Annotated in this window: 9 protein-coding genes; 4 read left to right on the plus strand and 5 right to left on the minus strand. The window is 72.7% G+C overall.

Going from position 1 to position 11,781, the window contains the following annotated elements; all coding sequences use genetic code 11:
- Positions 1–94: 94 nt before the first annotated feature.
- Together PSH03_RS14965 and eccE are read right to left on the minus strand one after the other, a co-directional pair.
- Positions 95–481 (minus strand): phage holin family protein, encoded by a 387-nt coding sequence (locus PSH03_RS14965; protein WP_091395522.1) that lies wholly within the window; start codon positions 479–481, stop codon positions 95–97.
- Positions 482–543: 62 nt separating this feature from the next.
- Positions 544–2,592 carry a type VII secretion protein EccE gene (eccE, locus tag PSH03_RS14970; RefSeq protein WP_255750640.1) on the minus strand — a complete coding sequence of 683 codons (2,049 nt, stop codon included), beginning with the start codon at positions 2,590–2,592 and terminating at the stop codon, positions 544–546.
- A gap of 203 nt (positions 2,593–2,795) precedes the next feature.
- Here eccE and PSH03_RS14975 point away from each other — a divergent pair, with 203 nt between their 5' ends.
- Complete coding sequence (locus PSH03_RS14975; RefSeq protein WP_030486283.1) at positions 2,796–3,116, plus strand: WXG100 family type VII secretion target; 321 nt, start codon at positions 2,796–2,798, stop codon at positions 3,114–3,116.
- A gap of 22 nt (positions 3,117–3,138) precedes the next feature.
- Positions 3,139–3,432 (plus strand): WXG100 family type VII secretion target, encoded by a 294-nt coding sequence (locus PSH03_RS14980; RefSeq protein WP_210784020.1) that lies wholly within the window; start codon positions 3,139–3,141, stop codon positions 3,430–3,432.
- Between the two features lie 127 nt (positions 3,433–3,559).
- On the opposite strand, the gene mycP is transcribed toward PSH03_RS14980, so the two are convergent.
- On the minus strand, positions 3,560–4,783 hold the full coding sequence (gene mycP / locus PSH03_RS14985) for a type VII secretion-associated serine protease mycosin (protein WP_238689486.1): 1,224 nt from the start codon (positions 4,781–4,783) through the stop codon (positions 3,560–3,562).
- A 152-nt stretch (positions 4,784–4,935) separates the two neighbouring features.
- Between mycP and PSH03_RS14990 the strand changes: the two genes are divergently transcribed.
- Both PSH03_RS14990 and PSH03_RS14995 read left to right on the plus strand, forming a co-directional pair.
- Complete coding sequence (locus PSH03_RS14990) at positions 4,936–7,737, plus strand: SseB family protein (RefSeq protein WP_238689487.1); 2,802 nt, start codon at positions 4,936–4,938, stop codon at positions 7,735–7,737.
- Positions 7,734–8,099: a UCP033725 family protein gene (locus PSH03_RS14995; protein WP_238689488.1), complete on the plus strand. Its 366-nt coding sequence runs from the start codon at positions 7,734–7,736 to the stop codon at positions 8,097–8,099. The genes PSH03_RS14990 and PSH03_RS14995 overlap by 4 nt, the downstream gene beginning before the upstream one ends.
- 4 nt (positions 8,100–8,103) lie before the next feature.
- On the opposite strand, the gene PSH03_RS15000 is transcribed toward PSH03_RS14995, so the two are convergent.
- Positions 8,104–9,036 carry an alpha/beta fold hydrolase gene (locus PSH03_RS15000; protein ID WP_112638703.1) on the minus strand — a complete coding sequence of 311 codons (933 nt, stop codon included), beginning with the start codon at positions 9,034–9,036 and terminating at the stop codon, positions 8,104–8,106.
- A gap of 202 nt (positions 9,037–9,238) precedes the next feature.
- Positions 9,239–11,677 carry an immune inhibitor A domain-containing protein gene (locus PSH03_RS15005; protein WP_210784029.1) on the minus strand — a complete coding sequence of 813 codons (2,439 nt, stop codon included), beginning with the start codon at positions 11,675–11,677 and terminating at the stop codon, positions 9,239–9,241.
- Positions 11,678–11,781 lie beyond the last annotated feature (104 nt).

The raw sequence follows: 11,781 nt of genomic DNA on the forward strand, positions 1-11,781 counted from the left end.
CCGCCACATTCCCGAACTCTGGTCAACGGCCCGCCGGGGCCCCGGCCGAGGTCGGAGCCCCGGACGGACCGGGGCGGTGCTGGCTGGTCGGCGGTCAGTCCCGGTCGAGGACGGCGCCGAGGATCCAGGTCACGATGCTCACGAAGAGAGCGCCGAGCACTGCTGCCGGCCAGAAACCGTCCACCGAGAACGGCAGCCCGGCCTGGTCGGCGATCCAGCTGGTGAGCAGGAAGAGCAACCCGTTCACCACCAGGGCGATGAGACCCAGGGTCAGGAGGTAGAAGCCACAACCGACGGTCTTGATGATCGGCTGGAGAACCGCGTTGACCACGCCGAAGATCACCGCCACCAGGAGCAGCGTGGTCACCGTCTCGGTGGCCGAGTTCGAATCCAGGGAGATGCCCGGGATGAGGAGCGTGGCCAGCCAGAAAGCCAGAGCTGTGCTGGCCAGCCGAATCAGCAGACCTTTCAGAAAACCCATGGCGGGGATCGTGCCACGGACACCGCACCGACGTAACCCGCCGGCTGGCCGTCCCGGTGGAATCAGGCGCGCGTCGGCGGGCCGATCAGTTGTGCCTCGATCGGAGTGGGGGAGAGCAGTGCCCAGCGCAGCGCCCGACGGTTGACCACGGCCACCATGTCCTCCCGGATCCGGGTCAGCCACTCGGCCGAGCCGCCCAGCCCCAGCGCGGCTCCGGCCAGGGTGGCCTCGGCGGAGGTCAGTGGCTGGAGCAACGCCAGGTCGGCGCGGCTCAACGCGTCCACATCGGCCGGGGTCAGCTCGTCGCGTACCACAAGGGTGGCCCGCCACGGCGGGCCCGGCGCGGCCTCGGCCGCCACCGGCCCGGCGTCGACGATCAGCAGCAACGGACGCAGCGCGGTGCCCACCCCGTCGGCGACCGCCCGACCGGGAGGGAGCAACGGGATCGTGCCGCCCGGCGCGCCAACCCCTCGGATGAACGGTTCCCAGGCGCGTGGCCGGGCGGTCTGCACCACCACCAGGGCGCCGAGTGCCAGGGCGCGCAGGGCCACCAGCTGGGCTGCCCGCACCCCGCCGACCAGCAGCACACGGGTGCTCTCCGGCCGGAACAGTCGCACTGTGACGGCTCGCCCGTGCCGGTTGGTGCCGGCCATCATTCCCGCGTCGCCCAGGGACAGCTCCCAGTCGTCGACCGCCGAGCCGGGTCGCGCTCCGGGCGTCGGTGGGCGGGGCTGCGCCCCGGGTGCCGTCAGCGCCAACGGCAGCGTGGCGGCGAGGCCGCTCAGGTGGGCGCCGTCCAGTCGGCGTAGTTTTCCGCCCAGGTCGGTCACCAGGCGGGTCAGCGCCTCGGTGGCCGCCGCCAACTCGGTCGCCGTCGCGGCGGCCAGGCGTACGGTCAGCTCGGTCGGCACTCCGCCGGCCGCCGGCGGACCCGACGACGTCGACATCGTCGGCGACGGGCCTGAGCAGATCGACACCGTCGTGGCCGTCGCCGGCAGTGCGAGCAGGCGGGGCACGAGCCGGCGTCCAGCCGCAGCACCCGCGTCGGGCCAGTGGAGCAGACGGAAGGTGGCCTGGACGAGAGTGCCGGACCGGATCGCCGGCCAGGACTCCCGGACCGGTTCGCCGTCGTGGTGGGCCAACTCGCCCAGGACACGCAGCGCCGCCGGCACCCCGAGCGGCCTCGCGGCCAACGGCCCGAGCCGGCGGACGATGCGGCGGACCGTGCCGGCGAGCACCCGGCGCAGGTCCTCCTCGGACCAACCGTTCACCCGCAGCACCCGGACCGCCACCACCGCCCGCTCGCGCCCGGGGAGCCGCCCGTCGGTGAGCTGCCGGTACGACGTGCCGACAGTGCCACCGGCGCTCGGCACCGGCGCCGGCGCACCGGCGAGCAGCAGTTGGACCAGCAGCGGGGGCTGGTCCGGCCCGGTAGGGGGGAGCAACGCGGCCGGGGCGGGAATCGCCTGGGACACGTCGCCCAGCAGGTCGCCGGGGTCACCGAGCTCCAGGAGCGCGACCATGCCGGTGGTGTCCTCCAGGACGGCCGCCGGCCCGCCGGTCAACTCGGTCGAGCGGACGACGGTGCCCGGGGCGACCAGGTCGAGCAGTTCGGCCGGGTCGGCCGGCCCGGTCAACGCCCGTCGACGGGTGAGGTGCCCGATGGCGGTGCCCAGCCACTCGAACAGCCACAGCCCCCGCACCGGCACCCAGGCGGCGGCCACCAGCAGCACGGCCACCAGTACGGCCGCCGCGACGACCGGTGCGGGTCGGCCGAGGGTGACGAGCACCAGCGCCGCCGCGACCTGTGCGGTGACCAGTTGGCCGGCTCGCGCTCCGGCAGCCGCCCGACGGCCGAGTGTGACCCAGTGGGCCACCGGCGACCGGCGACGGAGGGTGCGCTGATCGACCGGCCCCGGGCCCCGGTCGGTGGGTCGACCCGACCCGCCCACCCGTGCGGAGGCGCCTGCCTCGGACCCGACCGGGGTCGGCGGGTGCGGCCCTCCGGTGGTGATCGCCGGCACCGTGCCTCCTCGACCATTGGGGACCGGGTCGGGCGGCCGGCCGCCCTCCGGCGGTCCGTCACACGCCGCGACGTGGCTGCGGCACATCGTAATCGACCGATGGCCTCCTCGGTTGTCCACAGGGGAAGCCGGTGGGGTAGCAGAACCGCTACGAGGTCGCTACCGTCAGCCACGAAGTCCTTCGCTGACCCGTGTCTCAGTGCTCGACGACCGGGCCAAGCGACGACGCGTCGCCCCAGGGTGGGCGCGTCGACGGCCAGGTGCGATCCGAGAGACGAGGTGACGTCCGGGTGTCCCAAACCAAGGCAGAAGCAGCGGTGATGCAGCAGACTGCCGCGAAGTTCGAGCAGGTGGACCAGTCGTTGCAGTCCATGCTGACCGGCCTGCTGGCCGAGCTGGAGGTGTTGCAGCAGGCCTGGCGTGGCGCTGGTGGCCGGTCGTTCGAGCAGGTCAAGCAGCAGTGGTCACAGGACCAGGCGGCGCTGCACCGCGCGCTGCGCGAGACCGCCGGTGCGATCCGCACCGCCGGTCGGCAGTACGACGTGTCCGACGACGAGGTGTCCAGCCGGGTGGCCGGCACCAACCGCGGCGGCATCCAGTTGCCGCTCTGATCCCGCTTGGGGAGGGAATCCGATGGACCATGGTGTGCTGGTCGTCAACTTCGCCGCGCTGCAGCAGGCCGGCGCTGACATTCAGAAGGCGTTGAACACCCTCGACGCGCAACTCGGCCAACTCGAACGCGACGCCGCCCCGCTGGTGGCGAGTTGGACGGGCGAGGCGCGACAGGCATACGAGCAGCGGCAGGCGAAGTGGCGCTCGGCCTCGCAGGACCTGCAGGCCATGCTGCGTGACATCAGGTTGGCGGTGAACGACTCCGCCACCGACTACCTGGACACCGAAAAGAAGAACACCGGGCTGTTCCAGTGAGCGATGTGGGCCGGGAGCGCTGACCGTGTCCGGGCCAGCGCCCCGCCCGCAACCGGTCGGCGGTCAGGGCCGCACGCCGGCGGGCTCAGGCCGTGCGCGGGCGGGCTCAGGCCGTGCGCCCGTGGGCTCAGGCCGGGCCGGCCGGGCGCCAGCGTCGACGGGCACCACGGGGCACCACCAGGGCGAGCAGCGCCACTGTGACCGCCGTGATGCCGGCCACCGCCCCGACCAGCAGGGCTCGGTCCCGTGCGGCGGCCCGGCGGGCCTGGTGGGCGAGCTGCGCCGGGTCGGCCCGGTCGTCGGCGAGGGCGGCGACCGGCCGCGCGTCGGCCGCACGGCCGCCGCTGGTCTCGGTGACCGCCCGGTAGGGGTTCAACACCCCGGCGCCGTATCCGCCGCCCCGGCCCGCGCCCGGAGCTGGGTCGGCGGTGGCGATGATCCGCTCCGCCACCTGGGCGGCGGTCAGCTCCGGCCGGTACTGCCGCAGCAACGCGGCGGTGGCGGCCACGAAGGGCGCCGCGTAACTGGTGCCTTCAACCCGATGGTGGCCGGCACCGGGCGCGGCGGTCAGCACCTCGCTGCCCGGGGCCACCAGGTCGACGTGCGGGCCGGTCTGCGAGAACGCCGCCCGCCCGCCGTCCGCCCCGATCGCGCCCACGCCGAGCACCCCGTCGTAGCCGGCGGGGAACGGTCGGGGGTTCCCGCTGTCGTGCAGATTGCCGGCGGCGGCCACCAGCACCACGTCCCGGTCGACCGCGTACCGCACTGCCGAACGGACCTCCGGGTCGTCCGCGTACAGCACCACGGACAGGTTCACCACGTCGGCGTCATGATCGACGGCCCACCGGATGGCCCGGGCGAACTCGTCGGCGCTGACCGTGCGCCCCGACTCCCGTCCCTGCACAACCTGCTGCTCACTCACCCGCACCGGCAGGATTCGGGCACCCGGTGCCAGACCGCGGAAGGCGACGTCCGAGCGGGGTGCCGCGGCGATGATGCTCGCCACACCGGTGCCGTGCCCGGCGCAGTCCCGACCGCCGTCCCCGCCGGGGTCGAGCAGGTCGACGCCGGCCAGCACCCGTCCAGCCAGCTGCGGGTGCACCCGGTCCACCCCGGAGTCGACCACCGCGACGGTCACCCCGGCGCCGGTGGCCAGCGGCGCGAGCCGCGCCGGGTCGTACCGTTGCTGTGGCCAGGGCCTGGCCGCGACCGGCCGGACGGGGGCGAGTGCTGTCGCGCACGCCGGCGCCGCCCGGAGCCCGGCGGTGGCGGCGACGGTCGGAAGGGCCGGTACGGTCAACAGGCTGGCGGCCAGACCTGCGAGGACCGGGCGCGTGATCGATTGGGACATCGACACCCTCCGTATCGTGTCGGCTCCGGAACGGGATGTTATCTCCTCCTCCGGGCCCTGGCAGGCCGCCGCCGGCCAGCCATTGTGATCTTGGTACCACCTTGTAGGTTGTACGCGATACCTGTGGCCTGTTCTCGGAAGGGGAGGTGGCCGTGACCGCATGGGAGCCGGCCACGGAGGCCGAGGTGGCGATGCGCGACGCGCTGCGCGCCAACGACCAGGAGCTCTACTTCCGACTCCTGTCCCGCACCGATGTGCTGCTGCCGGTCTCCGCGCCGACGCAGCCCGGCCAGCCACCCGCCGGATGGGGCACCTGGACCACCGGCGGCCGGACCCACGTCCTGGCCTTCACCTCCGCCGCCGCCCTGCGAGCCTGCCTCGGCGATCACGCCGGCAGCAACCGACGCATCCCCTTCGCCGATCTCGCGGCCAGCTGGCCCAATCACGAGTGGTGGCTCGCCGTCAATCCGGGTCTGCCGGTCGAGGGTTACCTGCCGGCCTGGTTCGTGTCCCAGCTGTCCCGAGGCGACGTGCGACTGCCCGGCCGTGCCATGGGTGCCCGCGCTCGACTGGAGCGAGCCGAGACGTTGGCCCGCACCCGGCCCGGCATGCCACCGCGGGACGCCGCGCCAGCCGCTGGATCGCCTCCCGTGACGGGGGTGACCCCGTCCGGGCCCGAGAGTGCTCCGCTCGCACCCCGAAGGCCCGCGCGGAGCCCGGGCCCTCGGGTGGGTGCCCCGCCGGTGCCGGGTCCGGCGCCCCGGCCACCCGTCCCCGCTGAGCCGCCGCGCCGACCTGGCGAGGAGGACCTGCCCGCCGCCGGTCAGCGGCACCCGACCGAGCCGCCCCGGCCCGCGCCGGGCAACGGAGCGCTGCCCCGTGCCGGCCGGCCGTCCCGGTTCACCCCGTTGGCGACCGCCGGCCCCACCACCGACCAGGCCGGGCCGGGCGCTGGCTGGCCGGCAGCAGCGACCCGGCCGGGCGACGTCGACGGCCCCGCTCCGGCTAACGGCAACGGTGGCCCCCAGGCCGCGCCCCGGCGCTCCTTCTTCGACCCCAGCCCGGCCCGCGATCCCGCCCCGAGCGGGGGACGCCCCGGTGACCGGGCGGCCCCGCCGACCCGGTTCGGACGAGGCAGCCAGCCCTTCCCTCGCCGCCGCCCGGCCGATGCGCCGGCCGACGAGACCACGACGCGGGCCTTTCCGATGGCGGCGGACCCGGCAGCCACCCAGCCGGTACGACGGCCGGAGGGCGGCCTCGGCGCGTCCCGCGGGATGGACGCGCCGCCATCCGGCGAGGAGATCACCCAGCCGCTGCCGCCGCGCCGGCACAACCCGCTGGCTGAGGAACCCACCCGTGCGTTCCGGATGACCGGTGAGCCTCCCCTGACCGGTGCGCCTGGGCGGCCATCGGCGGAGGAGACGCAGGCGATTCCGCAGGCCCGGCCGGGCCGGTTCGACCCGGCGGAGGATCTGCCGGTGTCCGTCGCGGAACCGGTCTCCGGGCCGCCCGCGCCGCGCCGCGGCTTCACGCCCATCGTCATCGAGGGCACCATCATCGAGTCCCGCGATCTCACCGACCCGGTCGAGAGCAGCGCGCCGGTCGACGCGCCCCGGCGGCCCAGCCCCGCCGAGGCCGCCCCGCCGGCGTTCGGCTCGACGCCCCCCGGTCCGGGCCTGTTCGGTCCGTCGTCCTTCGGTTCCAGCCCATCCGGGCCCACGCCGTTCAGCCCTGGTCAGCCCGCCCCGAGCCCGTCCGCCCCGCACCCGGTGATTCCGACCGAGGCCGGTGCTCCCGGCGGTGGGCTGGGCGACCCGCGAATCGACGGCCGCGTCGACGCCCCGCTGCGTGACGACCGCGCCGACACTGCTGTTTCGTCGGCCGGCCCGGCCGGTACGGACCAGGCCGGCGGCGACGGCAGCGGCGTGAGCGTGATCGCGGACGACGTTCCGCACCCGCCGGCCGACGAGCCGCCGCCGGTCGAGTTCGAGCCGGCCAACACGGTCGAGGAGGACCTGCTCAGCGCCGCCGGCTCGGGCAGTACCGACACGTTCCTGTCCACCCTGCTGCTGGCCCGGGTGCTACTGCCGGCCGCACCGGACTCGGTGCGGGGAAGCCGCCCTGGGGATCCCGGCTTCGTCTGGCGTACCGGGCAGCTCGACGGCGAGACGTACGTGGTGGTCTACACGTCGCCGGAGCGCCTCGCCGACCATGTCGAGGAGGACGTCGACACGGTCCGGGTGAAGTTCGCCCAACTGATCCGGCGCTGGCCCGACGAGGACTGGTCGTTCGCCGTCAACCCGGGCACGCCGGTGGGTGCCAAGTTGCCCGGCGAGCAGATCGTCGCGTTGGCCAACTGGGCCGCCGAGGTGGGGCTCGGCGACGACCTGGAAGTGGACCAGGTGGAAGCGCCGGCCGTGGCCGAACCCGCCGCCCGTCCCCGGTACGCCCCCGCAGCGGTCGACCCGACCCGGCCGACGGTCATGCAGAAGGCGGTCGCCCCCAGCCAGCTCGCGTACTACCTGGATCGTGGGTACGACCGGGTGTCCGGGTTCGTGCACCGGGCCGGTGAGCTGTCCCACCTGACCACACCGGCTCAGCTGCACGAGGCGCTGGGCCTCAGCTACCCCGGTTCGCCGTTCGCTCCGGACGCCGAGGAGATCTACGTGCTGCGCTGGCCGGCGCACCGGCCGAGCCTCTACCGCATCCCGTACGGCGGTCAGAACGAGCCGGCGATGCGGGCCATGGAGGGCTGGGTCATCGAACGTCCGCCGTTCCGGGGCAACGGCTTCGCCCCGGGTGAGAGCAGCGACGTGGTGGCGGAGTTCAAGGTGGACAGCGCACGGCTGCCGCACGGTGCCCAACTCTGGCGCATCGGCGCGGACGGCAGCGAGCGGGTGGTCGCGGAGCTGGACACCGACTCGGTCACCTGGCGACGGGTCGGGGAGGCGTGATGCGCGACGGTTACGTGGCCCGTTGGCAGGGCCGGGAATACCAGGCCAGCCCGGACGGCGACGACATCCGGCTCTACCAGCCCGAGGCGGGCGAGGGCTTCGAGGAGGTCCGCGCGGGCCGCTACGTACGGGTGCTGCCGGTGAGCGAGATCGAGGATCTGGCGTACGTGCGGACCACCTGCACCTGGCAGGGGCAGCCGTTCATAGTGCTCGGCGAGCACGACGCCTGGCTGCGGGTGGAGTACACCGGTGGTCGCTGGCCGGTGGCCGAGGCGATGCGGCTGGAGGTCTTCGACTTCGGCGTCTACCAGGGTTGGGCGCCGGCCGCCGAGGTCACCGACCTGCGGGAGCAGCGGGTCTGACCGGTCAGGTCTTCGCCCACCGCAGGATTTCGCCGAGCACCAGCTCCGGTGCCTCCAGGTGCGGGAAGTGCCCCACCCCGTCGAGCAGTCGCCACTCGTACGGGGCGACGACGTACCGGCCGGAACCCAGCGCGGTGCGGGGCAGGGAGGCGGTGTCCAGGGCACCGTGCAGTTGCAGGGTCGGGGTGGACAGCGGCTTCTGCATCAGGCGGACGAACCGGTAGCCGTGCAGTCGCAGCAGCGAGCGGAACGCCCAGCGGTAACCCTCCAGCGCGCAGAACGCGGCCTGCGGGATGCACATCGCCTCCCGGCACCGCTCGGCGTACGCCTCGAAGTCCGGCCCGGCCACCCACTGTGGGCCTCCCCAGCGGCGCATGATCTCGCCGACGGCCGCCGCACCGTCGCGGGTCAGCACGTGCTCGTAGCGGGGTAGCTGGAACTTCAACGCCGGGGTGGAGGCGGTGAACTGCCCGCGCGGGTCGGCGAAGATGGCGGCGCGCAGTCGCAGCGGGTGCGGTGCCCCCAGCACCACGAGCCGGCGGACCAGGGACGGGTGGAACGAGGCCACCGTCCAGGCCACCATGCCGCCGAGGCCGCTGCCGACGATCGTCGCGGATCGTTCACCGAGCGCGCGGATCAGCCCGGCGATGTCGGCGGCGAGGGTGTAGCCGTCGTACCCCCGGGGTGGTTTGTCGCTGGCGCCGTAGCCGCGCAGGTCGACGGCGACCGCCCGGAAGCCGGCGTCGGCGATGGCCGGCAGCATCTGGTGCCAGGCCCACCAGTGCTCCGGGAAGCCGTGCAGGAAGAGCACCATCGGCCCGGTGCCGCCCTCGACCACGTGGAACCGGCTGCCGTTGGCGCCGACGAAACGGTGCGTCCACGGCCCCTCGGTGAGGACACAGGACTCGTCGACGGCCCCGCCGCGCTGGTCGGTCATGGCAGACAGCCTAGGACCCGGTTGCCGCAGGCGACCCTGGTGGTCGCGTTGAACAGGGGAAAGCCCCGGGTTGCCCCGGAGCGGGACCAGGGGCACCGGCTCGACTGAGGCAGGTTCGGCCATCCCGGAGGTGGCGCACAAAGGGCGACGCCCCGGGCAGATGACCTGCCCGGGGCGTCGCTGGTTGGTGCGGGATCAGTGGTCAGCTGACCCGGATCTTCATCGCGGTGCCGTCCTGCTCCAGAACCTTGATCTTGACACCGGTCGCGGGAAGCTTGACGCCGTGGTTCGGCAGCTCCTCGTAGAAGTACTTCTTGGTGTCGTCGAACAGCGGCTCAGCAGCCTGGCCACGGATGTACTGCGGCTGGCTGTTGAGGTGCAGGGTGAACGAGTCGGCCTTGTTCAGGCTGAACGGTGCGTCGTACACCTGGACGCGGGCCCGCCACGGAGCCCCGGTCAGGTTGTAGATCGGGCGCGGGTGCGCGTCGATGTACAGGTTGCGACCCTCACCGGGGTGACCACCCGGGTTGGTCGGGGATGCCGGGGCGGTGTTGTTGTCGTCCCAGCGGGTGTTCCAGTACGAGATGAGCAGGCCCTCCTGGTACGCGTAGTGGTCCACCCAGTCCGGGCGGGTGTTCGCGTAGCCGAAGAAGTACGGGCCGGTCTTCAGGTACTTGTCGTACGAGACGTACGAGCGGTTGCCGGCGATGTAGAAGTTGTCGAACTCGTCGGTGTACGTGGCACCGACGACCTCCCACTCGTCGAGCGCCCAACCCGCGTCGGTCTCGGCACCGTCGCTGAGCACGGTCTGGCCGTCGGCGGTCACGGTGATCGCGTCACCGAAGAAGCCGCCCTCGGACACGCCACCGTCGGTGACGTAGTGCAGGCGGACCTGCGCCACCTTGCCGGCCAGCGAGTTCAACGGAATGTTGATGTCCGCCCAGGCGCCGTTGCTGCTGCCGTCGAGGGCCGGGCGGCCGGCGCCGTCGACGCCGATCGGCTGGCCGTTGACGGTGCCGTCCAGGTCGGTCCAGGTCTGACCACCGTCGGTCGACGCCTCGAAGTAGAGGTAGTCGTAGGTCTCCTCGATGCTGTACTTGCCCTTGAGCGACAGCGCCGCCGCGGACTTGCCGGTGAGGTCGAACGTCCTCGTCATGGTGCCGTCGAGGTTGTCCTTGTTACCGGAGAAGTACTGCTTCGAGCCCTCGAACGGCGCGCCGTAGTCGAAGGTGTACTCCCGCTTCGGCAGCACGACCACGACGGCCTGTGCCTTCTTCGAGTTGTACTCCTGCGGGCCGAGCTCCAACGTGCGCTTCTGCCCCGCCACGACCACCTCGTAGTCGAGCCAGCCGAGCTGGAACTTGTTCCATGCCCCGAGGTCGCCGCCACGGTCGCCGATGCCGGCGTCGTTCTTGGCGCCGAGCCGGCTCTGGGCCATCAGGGTCCAGTGCTCGTTGCTGTTGTCCGCCGGGCCGTAGTCGTCCGGCAGGCCCAGGTCGTGGCCGTACTCGTGGTAGAAGACGCTGCGGCCGCCGTTTTCCGGCTGGATCGTGTAGTCGCGGATCCAGACGCCGGTGTTGCCGATCTCGGTGCCGCCGATCGGGAAGTTCGGCGGGCCGACGGGCGAGCTGTTGAAGGCCGACCAACGGTGGCTCCAGATGGCGTCCTCACCCTGCTGCGGGTCACCGTCGGCCTGGTCGCCGCCGGAGTGGACGATCTGGAAGTGGTCGATGTAGCCGTCCGACTCGTTGAAGTCGCCGTCACCGTCGTAGTCGAAGCGGTCCCACTGGTCGAAGGACTTCATCTCGGTGGCGATCTGGGCGTCCGTCCGGCCCTTGGCCTTCTGGTCGGCGACCCACTGGTTGGCGGCGTCGCGGATCAGGTTCCAGGTGCTCGGGCAGACGGAGTCGGCGCAGACGGCGGGGTCGCCGGTCGGGTCGTCGTCGGCCTTCGGGTCGTCGGAGCGACCGTAGCGGGCCTCGTTGTACCGGACCTTGACCCAGTCGGTCACCTCACCCTCGACGGTGTAGCGACCCGAGGACTGCGCCTCGTAGTACTGCTTGAGCGACTCGTCGCCCGGGTTGGTGCCGAAGTAGAGCTGGCGGAAGTGCTCCGGGCTGAAGTCCGGCTGCCAGATGGTGGAGTTGTCCACGGCCCGGTTGGGCTCGGGGATCTTGTTGTGCAGCGGCCCCTCGAACGTCGCCGGGCCGGCGACATCCGGGTTCATGTCCTTGTCCGGGTAGGACGGGTGCCGCTCGTCACCGAACTCGGCCAGGATCACGAAGATCTTGTCGGTCCGCTCACGCTTGAGCTCGACGTACTGGTCCCTGGTCTGCGCGCCGGCGCCGGCGCGTGCGCGAGCGTTGGCGCCCGTTCCGCCCGCCTTGCCGACCTCGCCGACCTTGACAACCGTGCTTCCGTTGCGCTCGATCGGCTTGCTCCGACCGGTCAGCACGTCGCTGAGACCCTGCTGACGCAGCGCGCGGCGCTTCTCCTCGAGCTTGTCGGGGAGCTCATCCTGCAGTGACTGCGGTTCGGCAGCGGCCGGTGCTGCTGCCGGCAGTTTGGGCTGAGGCGCCGCCGAGGCGGACGGGCCGAAAGCCAGGCCTGTCGCCGTCAGTGAGAGCCCGAGCAGACCCACTGCGACTTTGCGCACGTGGTACCTCCGGTTTGAGGGAACCGGCCCAACGGGGGTACGGGCCGGTGGGAGATCGATCCCACTAGTGGGACCATTGGTGAACATAG

This window comes from Micromonospora salmantinae, assembly GCF_022230905.1.
In the GTDB taxonomy this organism is placed as follows: domain Bacteria; phylum Actinomycetota; class Actinomycetes; order Mycobacteriales; family Micromonosporaceae; genus Micromonospora; species Micromonospora salmantinae.